This is a genomic window from Streptomyces sp. NPDC001668 (assembly GCF_042893155.1).
Taxonomy (GTDB): domain Bacteria; phylum Actinomycetota; class Actinomycetes; order Streptomycetales; family Streptomycetaceae; genus Streptomyces.
Genome location: NZ_JBIAUQ010000001.1, coordinates 482,039 through 499,419 on the forward strand (window position 1 = coordinate 482,039; position 17,381 = coordinate 499,419).

The following is a 17,381-nucleotide window of genomic DNA, read 5'->3' on the forward strand; positions in this document are numbered from 1 at the left end:
CCAGGGCTCCTGGTGACAGGACGCTATCGCCTGGTCGAGAGTATCGGCCAGGGGGGAATGGGGCGGGTGTGGCGGGCCGCCGACGAAATGCTCGACCGGCAGGTCGCGGTCAAGGAGATGCGGATCGACGGCCTCGACGCGGAGGACACCCGCACCCGCCGTGAACGCACCCTGCGCGAGGCCCGGGCGACGGCCCGGATCGACCACCCCAACGTCGTACGGGTCTACGACGTCGTGGACGAGGGCGAACGCCTGTGGATCGTCATGGAGCTGGTCAAGGGCCGCTCCCTGGAACGGATGACGGTGGAGGACGGCCCGCTGGGCCCACGCGAGACCGCGGTGCTCGGCCTCGGCTTGGTGCAGGCGCTCCGCCAGGTCCACGCACGCGGAGTCCTGCACCGGGACATCAAACCCGGGAACGTCCTGGTGGAGTCCGGTGTGGAGCCCGGTGCCCGGACCGGCCGCCGCATCGTCCTCACGGACTTCGGCATCGCGGCGATGCAGGACGCCAAGGCGCTCACCATGGTCGGCATGCTCGTCGGCTCCCCCGACTACATGGCCCCCGAGCGGGTCTCCGGGCGCCCCCAGGGCCCCCCGTCGGACATCTGGTCCCTGGGCGCGACGCTCTGCGCGGCCCTGGGCGGCCGCTCCCCCTTCTCCCGCGACACCACCCTGGCCACGCTGCACGCCGTCCTCTACGAGGAGCCGGAACTCCCCGCCGCGGCGGGCCCGTTGACCGACATCCTGGCGGCCCTGCTGGAGAAGGACCCCGCGATACGGCCGGGCCTGGACGAGGTGGAGTCGGCCCTGCACACGGTCGCGTTCCCGGCGCCTGCACCGACCTTGACCATGGGGGCGGGGGAGGACGCGGGGGCGACAGGGAAGGGAGAGGAAGAGGAAGAGGATGAGGAAGAGCGGGAGTTCCTTGAGGGGGAACCGTCGGCCGTAGGGCAGGCAGGGTCTGCGGAGGCGCCGGGTGTGGAGCGGGCCGCGGCTTCGGCGTGGGACCAGGGGGAGGCGAACGGCCCTCGGGATCCGAGGGGGCCGGGGGTTCCCGGCAGTGCGGGGGTCCCTGGGGATGCGGGGGCTTCGGGGACGCCGGGCAGTTCCGAGGTTCCGGGGGGCACAGGAGCACCCGACTCTTCGGGAGCCCCCGGCGATGAGCCGGGACCATCGCCGGACGCGGCAACTCCGCCGGAGGCGGGCCCTCCAGCAGGACCGGCCAGTGGCAGTGGCGCGCCGGACACCGCGGTTGCCCAGCCGGGCTCGCCGGAGCCCCCCTCGGACGGGTCCGAGCAGACAGAGTCGCCCACGCCGGCCTATCTGGGGACTCGGGTCGTACGGGCGGTACGCGATCCGCGGGTACCGGAGCCCGAGGCGGCCGTAGCTGAGCCTGCCGTTGTCGAGCCGGCTGTTGCCGAGCCGGCTGTTGTCGAGCCCTCGGACGCGGTGCCGACAACGCGGGATCCGGGCGCGGCGCGTGACGGCTCCCGGTCCGTCGCCGAGGCTGAGGAACCGTCGGACGCCGTGCCGCCCGGGACCCCGGCCGACGCCGAAGCCGTGATCGCGCAGCCCGAACCCTCCACCTCCGCCCCGGCCCCCGCCGAGCCGTTCAGCCCGCCCGGCCAGGTCGCCAGTGCCTCCACCGAGGCGGTCTCGGAGGAGCGTTCGGAGGTCAGGTCGGAGGCGCCGCCGTCCGGGAACCCGCCCGGAGCCGTACTCCGGGCGGGGGCCACCACGACCAGTACGCCCCTCGCGAGCGCTCCCACCCAGGACTCCCTCGCGGCGGGCGCTCCCACGGAGCACTTCCCGATGCCGGACGCGCCCACGAGGGACACCCCCACGCGCGCGGCCTCCGCCCCCACCCGTGTCGGTCCGGTACCGCCGCGCCATCGTCGCCCGCGCCCCGGTGTCTCCCTGATCCGCGGTGATCAAGCCGTACCGGGTCAACACCCCGCCCCGGACCCCGACACCGCACCGGACCCCGACCCCGCGCCGGCCCTGAACCTCGGCCCCCACCCCCACCGCACACCCCCGGGCGAACTCCCCGGCCCCGCCCGCCCCGCCGAGACGTCCCCCCGCGGCCGGCGCCGCACCGCCCTCGTCGCGGCCGGAAGCATGGTCGCCGCGAGTGCCGTAGTGGTCGCGATCATCCTCGCCACCACCTCCGGCTCACCCGGCGACGACAAGGCGGGCGACTCCCCGTCCTCCTCCGTCTCCGCCTCCGTCTCCTCCTCGGCCCCCGGCGGCACCCCTTCCTCAACCGTGGAGGGCACCTCCCGCCCCCGTTCGCTCCCGCCCGGCGCACACGGGGAGGCCGGTGGGTTCGCGTGGGCCACCCCCAGCGGCTGGCGGCGGGACGTGAAGACGGGAGCCGAGGTCCACTACACCTCGCCGGACGGAAAGCAGGAGCTCGCGGCCAAGTCCTCCCTCGCCCGGGGCGACCTGATGGAGACCTGGAGGACCTCCGAGCAGAACGCCCACCAGGGCCAGGACTACCGCAAGCTGCGCCTGGAGGAGACGACGTTCCGCGAACACCCCGCGGTGGTCTGGGAGTACACCTTCACCCTCCACGGCGTCCCCTGGCACGCACAGCTGCTGGGCTTCAACGTGGGCGACAAGTCGTACCAGATCAACACCTGGTACCGGCCGGAGACCGAGACGCAGGCTCTCACGACGTACGAGAAGGTGAAGGACAGCTTCACCGTGCTGTGAGCGCACAGGAGAGACACGCACGGAAAGGGCCCCGCGGCACACGCCACGGGGCCCCGCTCACCTGGCCGTTCAGCTGACGGAGACCTTGTCCGTCACCTCACCCGCCGGCGCGGCACCCGCCCGCCCGCGTCCGACCTTCTCCTTCACCACGGCGATGACCAGCACCACCGCCGCCACGAGCAGCGACAGCAGCACGGTCTCCCGCCCGTCGTGCTCGGTGTCGGTCAGCATGTAGCCGAGGACGAACACGATCAGCGCGGCCGTCGCCCAGGTCAGATACGGGTACAGCCACATCTTCACGACCAGCTTCTCCGGCGCCTCGGCCTGGATGATCTTCCGCATCCGCAGCTGCGAGAAGCAGATGACCAGCCAGACGAACAGGGCCACCGCACCGGAGGAGTTGACGAGGAAGAGGAAGATCTTGTCGGGGGAGAGGTAGTTGAAGAACACGGCGACGAAGCCGAACACCACCGACGCGAGGATCGCGGCCATCGGCACACCCCGCCCGTTGACCCGCGCGAACGCCTTCGGCGCGTCACCCCGCTCGCCGAGCGAGAAGGCCATCCGGGAGGCGGTGTAGAGACCGGAGTTGAGGCAGGACAGCACCGAGGTCAGCACGATGAAGTTCATGATCTGACCGGCGTGCGCGATCCCGAGGGAGTCGAGCGCGGCGACGTAGGAGCCGTCGTCCTGGATGGACTTGGAGTCCCACGGCAGCAGCGCGACCACGACGAAGATCGAGCCGAGGTAGAAGACCGCGATACGCCAGATGATGCTGTTGGTCGACTTGGTCACGGCCCGCTGCGGGTCCTCCGACTCACCGGCCGCGAGGGTGGCGATCTCGCTGCCCATGAAGGAGAAGACGACGAGCAGCACACCGGTGAGGATGGCGCCCGGCCCGTGCGGCAGGAAGCCGCCGTGGTCGGTGAGGTTGGAGAGCCCCGCCTGGTCGGCGTCGACACCGGGCAGGACGCCGAACACGGCGAGCAGGCCGATGACGATGAACGCCCCGATGGCGACGACCTTGATCCCGGCGAACCAGAACTCGAACTCGCCGTAGGACCCCACGGAGACGAGGTTGGTGGCGGTCAGCACCACCATCACGATCAGGGCCCACCCCCACTGCGGTACGGCGGGTATCCACCCTTCGAGGATCTTGGCACCTGCGGTCGCCTCGACGGCGAGCACGACGACCCAGAAGAACCAGTACAGCCAGCCGATGGAGAAACCGGCCCAGCGCCCGAGGGCCCGGTCGGCGTGCGCCGAGAAGGAGCCTGAGTTCGGATTCGCGGCGGACATCTCACCGAGCATCCGCATCACGAGGACGACCAGCGTGCCGACGAGGGCGTACGACAGCAGGATGCCGGGTCCTGCGGTGGCGATACCGGAGCTGGAGCCCACGAAGAGGCCCGCTCCGATGACACCGCCGATGGCGATCATCGAGAGGTGACGGTTCTTGAGTCCGGCCTGGAGACCAGTCATACGGGGAATTCCTTCGTGCCTGGTGTGGGGATTCCCGCACGAGCGGTGTACGGGTCGGTCCAGTGAAACGGAGGCAAAGAAGTTCGTGAACCTTTGAATCCAGATTGTTACTTGAGGTTTCCTTGAGGTTCCATTGTCGGGTCCATAGTTTTCCTGGCCGACACCCGGGGCTGCTGCCCCGAAACAGCCGTGTCACACTCATCTCATGCGCGTGTATCTCGGCTCCGACCATGCGGGCTTCGAACTCAAGAACCACCTCGTCGACTGGCTCAAGGCGGCCGGCCACGACGTGGTCGACTGCGGCCCCCACATCTACGACGCCCAGGACGACTACCCGCCGTTCTGCCTCCGCGCCGCCGAGCGCACCGCCGCCGACGCCGACTCCCTCGGCATCGTGATCGGCGGCTCCGGCAACGGCGAGCAGATCGCGGCGAACAAGGTCAAGGGCGTCCGGGCGGCCCTCGCCTGGAGCGAGGAGACCGCGTCGCTGGGCCGCCAGCACAACAACGCCAACGTCGTCGCGGTGGGCGCCCGCATGCACACCACGGAGGAGGCGACGAAGTTCGTCGAGACCTTCCTCGCCACCCCGTTCTCCGGCGACGAGCGCCACCAGCGCCGCATCGACATGCTGTCCGGGTACGAGACCACGGGCGACCTGCCGGCGATCCCGGCGCACCACCCTCAGCAGTAGCCTCCGGCGGTGGGGCGGCGGGGGTCGGTCGTCGGTCGGGTGCGGGTGAGTGGGGGCTGGTCGCGCAGTTCCCCGCGCCCCTGACTGGGTCACCTGCGCGAAATCCAGGCCCCTCCGGCGTTTCGCGAATCCAAGCCCCTCCGGCGTTCCGTGAATACAGCCCCTCCGGCGTTTGAGGAGCGGGGGTCCGGGGGCGGAGCCCCCGGGACGGGGGTCGAAGGGGGCAGCGCCCCCTGGTGACGGGACGGGTAGGGGCGGCGGGGGCGAAGAAGGCCGGCAGCCACCCCCACCGGCAGACGACGAAGGAGCCACCGTGCCTGAAGGGCACACCATCCACCGCCTGGCCCAGGACTACGCCGCCGCCTTCCGAGGCACGAAACCCCACGTCACCAGCCCCCAAGGCAAGTTCTCGGACGCCGCCGAACTCCTCACCGGCTCGGAACTCACCCACACCGAGGCCCACGGCAAACACCTCTTCCTCGGCTTCCGCGACACCGACTGGGTCCACATCCACCTCGGCCTCTTCGGCAAGGTCACCTTCGGCGACGCCCCCGCACCCCCGCCCACTGACACGGTCCGCCTCCGCCTCGCGAACAGCACGGCGTACGTCGACCTCCGCGGCCCCACGACCTGCGCCCTGATCACCCCCGCCGAGAAGCAGTCGATACACGACCGCCTCGGCCCGGACCCCCTCCGCTCCGGCGTCGACGCCGACCCGCGGGCCGCGTACCGGCGGATCTCCCGCAGCCGTACGACGATCGCCGCCCTGCTGATGGACCAGAAGGTCATCGCGGGCGTGGGAAACGTCTACCGCGCGGAGGTCCTCTTCCGGCACCGCATCGACCCGTACCGCGCGGGCAAGGACATCACCCCCGCCGAGTGGGACGCGATCTGGACCGACCTGGTCGAGCTCATGCGCGAGGGCGTCAGGAACAACCGCATCGACACCGTCCGCCCCGAGCACACCCCGGAGGCGATGGGCCGCCCGCCCCGCGTCGACGACCACGGCGGCGAGGTCTACGTGTACCGCAGGGCGAACCTGCCCTGTCACATCTGTGGCGGCGAGATCCGCACCGCCGATCTCGCCGCCCGCAACCTCTTCTGGTGCCCGGCCTGCCAGAAACCCTGACGACCGGACCCTAGAACCCGTGCGGCAGCCAGGGCGCCACCGCCGACCCGAACCCCACCGCCGCCTCGGCCAGCGCCCCCTGGCGCACCTCCCGCACCAGACCGGCCCCCGCCAGCGAGGCGAGGCTCACGCCACCGAGATAGGCCGCCCCCAACTCCCGTACGGACAGGGCGAGATCGGCCGAGTCCGTCGTACGGTCGCAGGAGGCGCCCTTCGCGTCCCCGCTGAGCCGCCAACGCCCGCTGTTCCAGGGGCAGAAGGAGTCCTCGACCTCCAACACCACGTCCACCGGCGCCTGATAGGTCCGCGCCTCCAGCGCGGCCCCGACGTCCACCAGCCGCACGTGCAGCGAGTCCCGCACCAGTAGCGAGCAGCGCCGCACGTCGGAGACCAGGTACTGCCAGGCCTCGTCGACCGGCCGCCGCCGGACGTCGATCCGCGAGGTGAGGTCGAGGTCGAACAGGAACCGCCACAGCGCGCCGTGCGCGGCCGGATCCAGCGCCTCCAGATCGGAGACCACCACCGTGCCCCTGGGCCCGGCCGGTTCCCAGTCCGCCTTGACCCGGTACCGCGCGAACCCCACGACCTCGCCGTCCCGCTCCGCGACCACGCACTGCAGCGGTGAGGCGCCGTCCCGGTCGCTCTCCGGGTCGAGCAGCCACAGCCGCTCCCAGCCCGGAACCCGGGCGACCATCCCGGGCCGCCTGGGCACCAGCCGCGCGTACACCGCCTCGCACGCGTCGAGCACGTCGGCGGGCGCCGCGTACCGCAGCCGTACGTCGTCGGTGCCGGGCGGTACGGACAGCCGTACCCGGGTCGTGTCGATGTCCGCGTTGAGGTGGTAGGTGCCGACGCCGTACCCGAACCGGCCGTAGATCACCGGCTCGGAGGCCGTGAGCACGGCCAGCGGCTCGCCCCAGGAGCGCACGTCGTCCAGCTGGCGGCGCATCATCGAGGTCAGCACCCCGCGCCGCCGGTGCGTGCCGGCCACGCTGACCATGGTGACGCCGGCGGCGGGCACGGCGGCACCGCCTGGCACGGTCAGCCGGAAGCGGAACGCCCCCGCCGTACCCACACACCGCTCGCCGTCCCAGACCCCGACGGAGCGGTCGTGCTCGGTGAGCTGACGCCACAGCTCCTGCTCCTCGGCCGACTCCGGAACCCCGCCGAAGGCGCGGATCAGGTTGCCGTACCACTCGTCCCAGTCGTCCTGCCGAAGCACCCGCAAGTCAGTCCCCATGAACCATGCCTACCAGGGCATTGCGGGACGAGCGAGGGAATTTCGCCGGTCCTGCCGTGAGCGGGGGCGCGTACGGCCCTTGCACGGCTGTGAAGTTGAACCTCGCACGGGGGACAAGTCGTACCTCCTGTGCCAAGCAGGGGGTTCGACGGATAAGGTCCCGAACTAATGGCAGCAGGACGAGAGCGGCGCGCGGCAGCCGATACGTTCACGGCCCGGTTGAGGATGCAGTGGCACCGGGTCCGCGTCGGCCTGCGCAGAAGCGCCGTGGACTACTTCCGCGGCGACGGCTCCGACTGGGTCGCGCTGGCCGGTCTGCTCCTGACCGTCCCGGTGATCGCGGCCGTCACCCTGATGAACTCGGTGTGGTGCTCACCGGCCGCCCTGGTCCTCCCCATCGTCGCCGGCGGTCTCCTGCTGCGCCCGGCGAGCCTGCTCGGCCTGTACGCGGCGGCGGCGACCGCGCTGATCGTGGAGTCGGTGCGGCTCGGGCCGTACACCGAGGGACCGTCCCGGGTCACCCCGGGCGTGGTCCTCGTCGTGGCCGCCTGCGGCTTCTTCGGGCTGCTGATCGCCCAGTTCCGCAGCCGGGTCGGCGTGCCCTGGCGGCGCGGCGGCACCATGCTGTTCGACCTGCGCGAACGTATCCGGGTGCAGAGCAAGCTGCCGCAGCTGCCGCACGGCTGGCACCGGGAGATGGCACTGCGGCCCGCGGGCGGCCAGTCCTTCTCCGGCGACTTCGTGGTCGCGGCCCGTACGAACGGCGGCCGGACGCTGGAGGTGGTCCTGACGGACGTCTCCGGCAAGGGCATGGACGCGGGGTCGCGGGCGCTGCTGCTGTCGGGGGCGTTCGGCGGCCTGCTGGGGTCGCTGCCCCCGCACGCCTTCCTGCCGGCCGCGAACGGCTATCTGCTCCGCCAGGACTGGGACGAGGGCTTCGCGACCTCGATCCACCTCGTCCTCGACCTCGACTCCGGCGACTACGAGCTCTACTCGGCCGGCCACCCGCCGGGACTCCAGCTCAGCGCGGGCAGCGGCCGCTGGGAGGAGAAGGCCGCCGAGGGTCCCCTCCTCGGGGTCTACGACGGCGCCCAGTTCGACCCGGTGAAGGGCTCCCTGCGGCCCGGTGACGTGCTGATGCTCTTCACCGACGGTCTGGTGGAGACGTCCGAGCGGGACATAGTGGAGGGCATAGACCGTCTGACGGGCGAGGCCGACCGTTATGTGGCGGGCGGCTTCCACGGCGCCGCCTGGCATCTGATCGAGGCGGTGGCCAAGGACGTCAACGACGACCGGGCACTGCTCCTGATCTGCCGCGAGGGCCCGACGGCCCAGGCGATGCCGCGCTAGCCGTCCCTTCCCGGGCAAGGGGACACTGGAGCGATGACCGACGAGTTGACCCTGGCCGAGGTCGAGGCCCTGGCCCGCGCCGCGCACGAGGGCCAGACCGACAAGGCCGGACGGCCCTACGCCGAACACCTGCGGGCCGTCGCCGAGGGCGTACGCGCGCGGGGCGGCGACGACGAGCAGATCGCGGCGGCCTGGCTGCACGACGCCGTCGAGGACGACGCGCTCTCCGCGCGGTGGCTCGACGAGGCAGCACTGAGCCGTCGTACGAAGGACATCGTGCTCGCCGTCACCAAGCGGGCCGGAGAGCCGCCCGAGGCGTACGCCGGGCGCATCCTGGCGACCCCGGGCGCGCTCCTGGTGAAACAGGCCGACCTCGCGCACAACGCGGACCCGGCGCGCCTCGCCGTCCTCGACGAGGCGACACGGACACGACTGACCGGGAAGTACGCGGGAATGCGCGCACTGCTCGGCCTTCAGGCGGACGCCTAGACGCCGGCCTTCTCCCGGGGAGCCGCCGCCCGCTGCTCGCGCCCCCGGGCCACCTCGGCCGCCTCCCGCCTGAACGCCCAGTTCATGTCGGGCTCCATCACACACCGGAAGACGCGGCGCACCGGCGCGGTGCACATCACCGTGACGGCGACCGCGGCCAGGGCGCTCACGAGGAGTTCGCCGGCCGGCCGGTGCAGCCGGGCGTGGTCGAACCAGCCCGCGAAACCAGCCCCCTTGATCAGGAAGCCGTGCAGCAGATAGCCGTACAGCGTGCCCGCGCCGAGCGCGGTGAACCACATCCGCCGGCCCGGCACCCAGGCGAAGAAACAGGCCGTCAGCAGCAGCGAACTGCCGAACATGGCCAGCACCATGACCGGTCCCGTCCACCAGGGCGCGCCCATCTCCTGGACGGCGTTGCGGTGGTAGAACCACTCGGTGTTCATCCGCGGCACCGCCCACCAGCCGACGGCGAGGGCGGCCGCGAACACCGGCACAGCCGCGATCCGCATCGAGCGCCGGCGCACCATCCGGAAGTGCTCGGGCTTCATGACCAGGCCCAGCACGAAGTACGGCAGGAACTGCAGCACCCGCTGGAGGTCCAGGTCGTCGCCGATGTCCGGGGTCACGGAGGCGAGCATCGCGATGCCGAGCGCGAGCGGCAGCGGCCACCGCACCAGCTTCCAGATCGGCGTGGTCAGCCGCCAGATGAACAGCGCCACCAGGAACCAGGTCAGGAACCACGGGTCCAGCAGGCTGATCTCCATGCCCGGGTCGTGGTCGGCGTAGCGCTTGAAGAGGGAGTACGCCGTCTCGAAGACGATGTACGGCACGGCGACACCGGTGACGAGCCGCTTCAGCCGGTCCGGACGCATGTCGAAACTGCGCGAGAAGAAGCCGGAGATGACGATGAACGCCGGCATGTGGAACGAGTACACCACCGTGTACACGCCCTCGAGGATCCGGCTGTCGCCCTTGAGCGGCTCCCAGGAGTGCGCGACGGCGACCAGGACGATCGCCAGGTACTTGGCGTTGTCGAAGAACGCGTCACGCTTCTTGTCGGGCGGGTCCTGCGGCGGGCGCGGACGGGGGACTGCGTCGGCGGCGGCTGGAAACATCTGAGGCACCCTAGTCCCGGCTGTGTGTTTCCGTAAAACCGGTCGTCTCGTTGCTGGTTGTTCACTTCTGAGCCGTCTTCAACAGGCCCGTATTGTCGCGACTAATCCCCTCGAAATGCCGCATACCGGCCGCATGTTCCCGGTCATGGCACATCTGTGACGGTGCTTCGGATTCCCTGCGGACGGAATGTGCGGACGCGGTGGGTGAGGACCGAAAGGAACCGGCCACGGGGTGCGGCGCGTGTATCGGCATGGCCAAACGTTGGCTCACCGGCCGCATATGCGGGCCGCGTTGGTGGCACGATGGTTCTGGCGGGGGTCGCGGGGTCGCGTCCCCGGGCCGGGAGAGCGGGACCGACCGAGGGTGTGATCAGTTGTGGCCATTTCACTGTCAGTGGTGCTGCTGTTGGGGATCATCCTGGTGGTGTTGATGCGGGGAGGCTCCATCAAGGCCGGCCCCGCCATAGTCGCGGTGCTCTTCGGCTTCTTCCTCGCCTCGACCGGCATGGCCGACGACATCCAACGCTTCCTGGACTCGATAGCGGAGACCATCAACTCGATCCAGTTCTAGCCCGGAACACGGAACGGACACGCCAAAAGGCCTCCGGCCCGATCCCCTGAGGGACCGGGCCGGAGGCCTTCTCGGAGCGGGCGACGGGAATCGAACCCGCGTAGCTAGTTTGGAAGACTAGGGCTCTACCATTGAGCTACGCCCGCACAGCACGCGCCGCGGTCCGCTGACCGACGGCACGAAAGCATCGTACCGGGTCGTCACCCCTCACCGCACACCCCTTCCGCCCCGCGCCCCGGACACCGGGCCCCTGCCGGGGCGACGCGACCCACACCCGCGTGTCCGTTTCCGGTACGGCGTGTATCGGCGCGGTCCGCCAGGTGCCTGGCGCGTCTCCTGGCCGTTCGTTGTTCTGCGCGCGGCGGGCTCCCCAGGAAGGCCATGTCCGGGTCTGGCCGCTCACGCTCCGGCGCATGCTGCCGGGTCTTCCAAGGTGACCCGCACCGTTTCCGCGCACCCCGAACAAATGTGCGGCCGACCCGTGCCGGGCTGTTTCGTGGCCCCGGCCGGCCTCGGCCGGACCCGCGCCGGCAGGGGCGTGTGGGCCCGGTTCCGCCCGCGGCTCGCGAAATGCGGCAACCCCGCTGCCTGCGGGCATGTACCCTACGTGTCGCACCAGACGGGGTGTGGCGCAGCTTGGTAGCGCGTCCGCTTTGGGAGCGGAAGGCCGTGGGTTCAAATCCCGCCACCCCGACCACCTGCGCGACCACCTGCGCGATCACCTCGCGCGACCCGGGCCGTGATCGCCTTTGGGGCGTGTCGCCGCTGCCGTTACTATGCAAGCTGCACGCCCGTGTGCCTCTCCTTCCAGAAGATCCTCCGGGCGGCGATCCGCCGGAGCCGTTCTGGCCCCGGCAGAATCCGAGAAGTCAGCCACAAGGAGACCGAACCGTGAAGAGCGCCGTGGAGACCCTGAACCCGACTCGGGTTCGGCTCAGCATCGAGGTGCCCTTCGAGGAGCTCAAGGACAGCCTCGACGCGGCGTACAAGAAGATCAACCAGCAGGTCACGGTGAAGGGCTTCCGGAAGGGCAAGATCCCGGCCCGCGTCATCGACCAGCGGTTCGGCCGCGGTGCGGTGCTGGAGGAGGCCGTCAACGACGCGCTTCCGAAGTTCTACACCGAGGCGGTCAACGAGGCCGAGATCGACGTCCTGGGCCAGCCCGAGGTCGACATCACCGAGCTGAAGGACGGCGAGACGCTGAACTTCACCGCCGAGGTCGACGTCCGCCCCGCCATCGAGATCCCGGACTACTCCGGCATCGAGGTCGAGGTCGACGCGGTCGAGGTCAGCGACGAGGACGTCGACAAGGCCGTCACCGAGCTCCGTGAGCGCTTCGCCTCGACGTCCCCCGTCGAGCGCGCCGCCGAGGACGGCGACGTCGTCACCATCGACCTGGAGGCCAAGGTCGACGGCGAGGTGCTGGAGGACGGCGTCGCCAGCGGCGTCTCCTACACCATCGGCTCCGGCGAGCTGCTGGACGGCATCGACGACGCCGTGAAGGGCCTGGAGGCCGGTGGCGAGGCCACCTTCACCTCCGAGCTCAAGGGCGGCTCCGCGGCCGGCAAGGAGGCCGAGGTCACCGTCAAGGTCACCCAGGTCGCCGCCCGCGAACTGCCCGAGCTGGACGACGAGTTCGCGCAGCTCGCCTCCGAGTTCGACACCCTCGAGGAGCTGCGGGCGGACAGCCGCAAGCGCCTCGAGAACATGAAGCAGTACGACCAGGCCACCCAGGCCCAGGAGCGCGTCCTGGAGAAGCTCCTGGAGCTCGTCGAGGTGCCCGTCCCCGAGAAGCTCCTCGAGGACGAGATCAACACCCGCAAGCACAACCTGGAGCACCACCAGCTCGGTCAGATGGGCCTCGACCTCGCGAAGTACCTGGAGATCCAGGGCAAGACCGAGGAGGAGTTCGACACCGAGACCAAGGAAGCCGCGGTCAAGGGCATCAAGACCCAGTTCGTGCTCGACGAGCTCGTCAAGCGCGAGAAGCTGAACGTCAACCAGGAGGAGCTCACCGAGCACCTCATGCGCCGCGCCGCCTCCTCCGGCATGTCGCCCGACCAGTTCGCCCAGGCGGTCGTCGAGGGCGGTCAGGTCCCGCTCCTCGTCGGTGAGGTCGCCCGCGGCAAGGCCCTGGCCGTCGTGGTCGAGGCCGCCGCGGTCAAGGACACCAACGGCGAGGTCGTCGACCTGGAGGACGACGAGGACGAGACGGCCGAGACCGTCGAGACCGTCGAGGCCGCCTCCGAGGAGACCCCGGCCGAGGCCGAGGAGAAGACCGAGGGCTGAGCCCACGGCACCCTGAAGGTCGTAGGACGGGCCCGGAGGTCACCGATGACTCCGGGCCCGTTCGCCTGTCCGGGGGCGCGGGACCGTGGCGCTGTGCGGCTCCGCGCGGGGCGGGGCGGGCCACCCGGACCCACCGTCGCCCGCCAAACGCCCCCCTACGGCGCTACGCCCCCGGCGAACAGCCACGGATCCGGGATTCCCCGAAGGGACCAGCGCGTTAGGGTCCCTTGATAGGGAAACGTGAGACGGCCCGGCGCCGTCGTAAGACGAGCAGGTGGATACGTGACGAATCTGATGCCCTCCGCCGCCGGCGACCCCTCCATCGGTGGTGGCCTCGGTGACCAGGTCTACAACCGGCTGCTCGGCGAGCGGATCATCTTCCTCGGCCAGGCGGTCGACGACGACATCGCCAACAAGATCACCGCGCAGCTGCTGCTCCTTGCCGCTGACCCGGAAAAGGACATCTACCTCTACATCAACAGCCCCGGCGGATCGATCACCGCGGGCATGGCGATCTACGACACCATGCAGTACATCAAGAACGACGTGGTGACCATCGCCATGGGCCTCGCGGCCTCCATGGGCCAGTTCCTGCTCAGCGCGGGCACCCCCGGCAAGCGCTTCGCGCTGCCGAACGCCGAGATCCTGATCCACCAGCCGTCCGCCGGCCTCGCCGGTTCGGCCTCGGACATCAAGATCCACGCCGAGCGGCTGCTGCACACCAAGAAGCGCATGGCCGAGCTCACCTCGCAGCACACCGGCCAGACCATCGAGCAGATCACCCGCGACTCGGACCGCGACCGCTGGTTCGACGCCCACGAGGCCAAGGAGTACGGCCTCATCGACGACGTGATCGCCACGGCCGCCGGCATGCCGGGCGGCGGCGGCACCGGGGCCTGAGCCCCATGCGGGGCCGCAACGCACCCGCACAGCCCCTCAGCCGACCGCCCAAGCCCCTAGGAGACAGACAGTGAACGACTTCCCCGGCAGCGGCCTCTACGCCCGCACCGAGGCCGAGTACACCGGCCCGCGTGCCGAGTCCCGCTATGTGATCCCGCGCTTCGTCGAGCGCACCTCGCAGGGCATCCGCGAGTACGACCCGTACGCGAAGCTCTTCGAGGAGCGGGTGATCTTCCTCGGCGTGCAGATCGACGACGCCTCCGCCAACGACGTCATGGCGCAGCTGCTGTGCCTGGAGTCGATGGACCCCGACCGGGACATCTCGGTCTACATCAACAGCCCCGGCGGCTCCTTCACGGCGCTCACCGCGATCTACGACACCATGCAGTTCGTGAAGCCGGACATCCAGACGGTCTGCATGGGTCAGGCGGCCTCCGCCGCGGCGATCCTGCTGGCCGCCGGTACGCCCGGCAAGCGCATGGCGCTGCCCAACGCCCGCGTGCTGATCCACCAGCCGTACAGCGAGACCGGCCGCGGCCAGGTCTCCGACCTCGAGATCGCCGCCAACGAGATCCTCCGGATGCGCGCGCAGCTGGAAGACCTGCTGGCCAAGCACTCGACCACGCCGATCGAGAAGATCCGCGAGGACATCGAGCGCGACAAGATCCTAACGGCCGACGACGCCCTGGCGTACGGCCTGATCGACCAGATCATCTCCACCCGGAAGATGAACAACGCCGCCGTCCGCTAGGCGGACCACGTAGGATATGCCGCCCCTTGGCACCGTGCACGTCAAAGTGAACCCTGCCAAGGGGGGCCCGAACGGGGGGCCCGGCAAGGTACCGTCGGACATAAGGCAGCACCAGGAGCCGCTGGACCTAGGCGTCTCCCAGGCGAAGGGGAAGCACACCGTGGCACGCATCGGTGACGGCGGCGATCTGCTCAAGTGCTCGTTCTGCGGCAAGAGCCAGAAGCAGGTCAAGAAGCTCATCGCAGGGCCTGGTGTGTACATCTGCGACGAGTGCATCGATCTCTGCAACGAGATCATCGAGGAGGAACTCGCCGAGACGAGCGAGGTGCGCTGGGAGGAACTGCCCAAGCCCCGCGAGATCTACGAGTTCCTGGAGGGCTACGTGGTGGGCCAGGAGGCGGCCAAGAAGGCCCTCTCCGTGGCGGTGTACAACCACTACAAGCGCGTCCAGGCCGGCGAGAACGGCGGCGGCAACGGCCGTGACGACGCGATCGAGTTGGCGAAGTCCAACATCCTCCTGCTGGGCCCCACGGGCTCCGGCAAGACGCTCCTCGCGCAGACTCTGGCCAGGATGCTGAACGTCCCGTTCGCGATCGCCGACGCCACCGCGCTCACCGAGGCGGGCTACGTCGGCGAGGACGTCGAGAACATCCTGCTCAAGCTGATCCAGGCGGCCGACTACGACGTCAAGAAGGCCGAGACCGGGATCATCTACATCGACGAGATCGACAAGGTCGCTCGCAAGAGCGAAAACCCGTCGATCACGCGGGACGTCAGCGGCGAGGGCGTGCAGCAGGCGCTCCTGAAGATCCTCGAGGGCACCACGGCCTCGGTGCCGCCGCAGGGCGGACGCAAGCACCCGCACCAGGAGTTCATCCAGATCGACACGACGAACGTCCTGTTCATCGTGGGCGGTGCCTTCGCGGGCCTGGAGAAGCTCATCGAGTCCCGTGCGGGCGCCAAGGGCATCGGCTTCGGCGCGACGATCCTCTCCAAGCGCGAGCTGGAGGCCAAGGACCAGTTCGAGGACGTCATGCCCGAGGACCTGGTGAAGTTCGGCATGATCCCCGAGTTCATCGGCCGCCTCCCCGTCATCACCTCCGTCCACAACCTCGACCGTGAGGCCCTCCTCCAGATCCTGGTCGAGCCGCGCAACGCGCTGGTGAAGCAGTACCAGCGCCTCTTCGAACTCGACGGCGTGGAGCTGGACTTCGAGCGCGAGGCGCTGGAGGCCATCGCCGACCAGGCCATCCTCCGCCAGACCGGCGCGCGCGGCCTGCGCGCCATCATGGAAGAGGTCCTCCAGGGCGTCATGTACGAGATCCCGTCCCGCAAGGACGTGGCCCGCGTCGTCATCACGGCGGACGTCGTCCACTCCAACGTCAACCCGACGCTGATCCCGAGGGACGCGCGCGGGCGGGGTCCGGGCGAGCAGAAGACGGCGTAGCACCACAGGACACCGAAGGGGCCCCGGTCGACAACCGACCGGGGCCCCTTCGACTTCGTGCTCGGCGTGTCAGGCCTTCACGCGAACTTCCGTACGCAGCTTGGCCGACATGTCGGCCGCGTTCGAAAGGTCCGCCGCCTTACCGGACATGGCGTCCGCCATGTCGATGGGGAGGACGACTCCGAGTGTGCTGTGGTCGCCCCAGATGCACACCGGCATGCTGATCGAACTCGGGCCGCCGGCCGACGAGGCATCGCTGTCGGTCTTCATCTCCTGGCACTTGAGAACCGCGCCGTCGAGGCCGGAGGGCGTGTACGCCTTCGGGCTGCCGACGACCTCGGTCTTGCCGGTGTCGCTCTTCAACTTGGTGAACATGGCGTCGACGACCTTCTCGGGGTCCTCGATGTCACCGTAGATACCCGTGAAGTTGACCATCTTCATGGCCATGTAGTTGGTCGGGTCCCCGGACTGGTAGGCGGCGGCCACCGCCTTGGGGTTCGTCACCCCGTACTTCTCGGCGTCCTTGAGGTCGCTCGTGTCGAAGCCGTCGGTGGCGCTGCTGCCGGTGGACTTCTTGTAGTCGGTGAGGACCGTGGCCGGCGTGGTCAACGTGTGCGCCCCGTCGTCCGCGATGTCCGACCCGCCGCCCCCGTTACCGCCTCCGCCGATCACCATGTACACGCCGACCCCGATCGCGGCCACGACCGCCACCGCGCCGAGGATGATGCCGATCCTCTTGCCGTTGCCGCCGCCCGGCGCCGGGGGCTGCGGGACGCCGTAGGGGGCCTGGCCGTACGGCGGCTGCTGGCCGTACGGGGCCTGCTGGCCGTAGGGAGCCTGCGGCTGGCCGTACGGCGGGGTCTGCGGGGGGACGCCGCCCTGCTGCGGATAGCCGTAGCCGGGCTGCTGGGGCGGCGGGGGCTGCTGGGGGTAGCCGTAGCCGGGCTGGGGCTGGCCCTGGGGAGCCTGCGGGGCCTGCGGCGGCTGGCCGTAGGGGCCCGGCTGGCCGTACGGCCCGGGCTGCGGCTGCTGCCCCGGCTGCTGGGGCTGCCCGTACGGGCCCGGCTGGTTGTGACTCATCTCTGGGTTCCCCTCCAGATGCTTATGTGTTCCCGACATCCTGGCTCAGGCACGGTCGGCGCACGGCATCGGGGGCCCCACCGTTACAGAGCAAACACGTTTCGGTACACGCCCGCGACACCCCTAAACTGA

Annotated in this window: 14 protein-coding genes and 2 tRNA genes; 11 read left to right on the forward strand and 5 right to left on the reverse strand. The window is 70.1% G+C overall.

What is annotated here, in order from left to right; translation table 11 throughout:
* Positions 1-12 precede the first annotated feature (12 nt).
* A complete protein-coding gene (locus tag ACFYZ8_RS02200) occupies positions 13-2,715 on the forward strand; it encodes a protein kinase (RefSeq protein ID WP_388536677.1) in 2,703 nt (900 codons plus the stop codon).
* A 69-nt stretch (positions 2,716-2,784) separates the two neighbouring features.
* On the opposite strand, the gene ACFYZ8_RS02205 is transcribed toward ACFYZ8_RS02200, so the two are convergent.
* Complete coding sequence (locus ACFYZ8_RS02205; RefSeq protein ID WP_359031761.1) at positions 2,785-4,197, reverse strand: amino acid permease; 1,413 nt, start codon at positions 4,195-4,197, stop codon at positions 2,785-2,787.
* Between the two features lie 205 nt (positions 4,198-4,402).
* Here ACFYZ8_RS02205 and ACFYZ8_RS02210 point away from each other — a divergent pair, with 205 nt between their 5' ends.
* Positions 4,403-4,888 (forward strand): ribose-5-phosphate isomerase, encoded by a 486-nt coding sequence (locus ACFYZ8_RS02210; RefSeq protein ID WP_388536678.1) that lies wholly within the window; start codon positions 4,403-4,405, stop codon positions 4,886-4,888.
* 313 nt (positions 4,889-5,201) lie between these two features.
* Positions 5,202-6,017, forward strand: a complete 816-nt coding sequence (locus ACFYZ8_RS02215; RefSeq protein ID WP_388536680.1) for an Fpg/Nei family DNA glycosylase — start codon at positions 5,202-5,204, stop codon at positions 6,015-6,017.
* A 10-nt stretch (positions 6,018-6,027) separates the two neighbouring features.
* On the opposite strand, the gene ACFYZ8_RS02220 is transcribed toward ACFYZ8_RS02215, so the two are convergent.
* Positions 6,028-7,257: a GNAT family N-acetyltransferase gene (locus ACFYZ8_RS02220; RefSeq protein WP_388536682.1), complete on the reverse strand. Its 1,230-nt coding sequence runs from the start codon at positions 7,255-7,257 to the stop codon at positions 6,028-6,030.
* A 168-nt stretch (positions 7,258-7,425) separates the two neighbouring features.
* Between ACFYZ8_RS02220 and ACFYZ8_RS02225 the strand changes: the two genes are divergently transcribed.
* On the forward strand, positions 7,426-8,607 hold the full coding sequence (locus tag ACFYZ8_RS02225; RefSeq protein WP_388536684.1) for a PP2C family protein-serine/threonine phosphatase: 1,182 nt from the start codon (positions 7,426-7,428) through the stop codon (positions 8,605-8,607).
* Positions 8,608-8,640: 33 nt separating this feature from the next.
* On the forward strand, positions 8,641-9,096 hold the full coding sequence (locus ACFYZ8_RS02230; RefSeq protein WP_359031756.1) for an HD domain-containing protein: 456 nt from the start codon (positions 8,641-8,643) through the stop codon (positions 9,094-9,096).
* Here the strand turns inward: ACFYZ8_RS02230 and ACFYZ8_RS02235 are convergent.
* Complete coding sequence (locus tag ACFYZ8_RS02235; RefSeq protein WP_359031755.1) at positions 9,093-10,211, reverse strand: acyltransferase family protein; 1,119 nt, start codon at positions 10,209-10,211, stop codon at positions 9,093-9,095. The genes ACFYZ8_RS02230 and ACFYZ8_RS02235 overlap by 4 nt on opposite strands.
* A 376-nt stretch (positions 10,212-10,587) precedes the next feature.
* Here ACFYZ8_RS02235 and ACFYZ8_RS02240 point away from each other — a divergent pair, with 376 nt between their 5' ends.
* Positions 10,588-10,782 carry a hypothetical protein gene (locus ACFYZ8_RS02240; RefSeq protein WP_007382026.1) on the forward strand — a complete coding sequence of 65 codons (195 nt, stop codon included), beginning with the start codon at positions 10,588-10,590 and terminating at the stop codon, positions 10,780-10,782.
* 75 nt (positions 10,783-10,857) lie between these two features.
* Here ACFYZ8_RS02240 and ACFYZ8_RS02245 read toward each other — a convergent pair.
* Positions 10,858-10,928: transfer RNA gene (locus ACFYZ8_RS02245), tRNA-Gly, on the reverse strand.
* A 474-nt stretch (positions 10,929-11,402) separates the two neighbouring features.
* Between ACFYZ8_RS02245 and ACFYZ8_RS02250 the strand changes: the two genes are divergently transcribed.
* The 5 genes from ACFYZ8_RS02250 (at position 11,403) to clpX (ending at position 16,169) form a co-directional block, all read left to right on the forward strand.
* A tRNA-Pro gene (locus ACFYZ8_RS02250) sits at positions 11,403-11,479 on the forward strand.
* 194 nt (positions 11,480-11,673) lie between these two features.
* Complete coding sequence (gene tig / locus ACFYZ8_RS02255) at positions 11,674-13,071, forward strand: trigger factor (protein ID WP_388536687.1); 1,398 nt, start codon at positions 11,674-11,676, stop codon at positions 13,069-13,071.
* 294 nt (positions 13,072-13,365) lie between these two features.
* Complete coding sequence (locus ACFYZ8_RS02260; protein ID WP_050789879.1) at positions 13,366-13,971, forward strand: ATP-dependent Clp protease proteolytic subunit; 606 nt, start codon at positions 13,366-13,368, stop codon at positions 13,969-13,971.
* 70 nt (positions 13,972-14,041) lie between these two features.
* Entirely contained in the window at positions 14,042-14,722 is a 681-nt protein-coding gene (locus tag ACFYZ8_RS02265; protein WP_020136160.1) for an ATP-dependent Clp protease proteolytic subunit, read from the forward strand.
* Between the two features lie 160 nt (positions 14,723-14,882).
* Positions 14,883-16,169 (forward strand): ATP-dependent Clp protease ATP-binding subunit ClpX, encoded by a 1,287-nt coding sequence (gene clpX, locus ACFYZ8_RS02270; protein ID WP_359031753.1) that lies wholly within the window; start codon positions 14,883-14,885, stop codon positions 16,167-16,169.
* A gap of 69 nt (positions 16,170-16,238) precedes the next feature.
* On the opposite strand, the gene ACFYZ8_RS02275 is transcribed toward clpX, so the two are convergent.
* Positions 16,239-17,249, reverse strand: a complete 1,011-nt coding sequence (locus ACFYZ8_RS02275) for a hypothetical protein (protein WP_388536689.1) — start codon at positions 17,247-17,249, stop codon at positions 16,239-16,241.
* Positions 17,250-17,381: the final 132 nt, after the last annotated feature.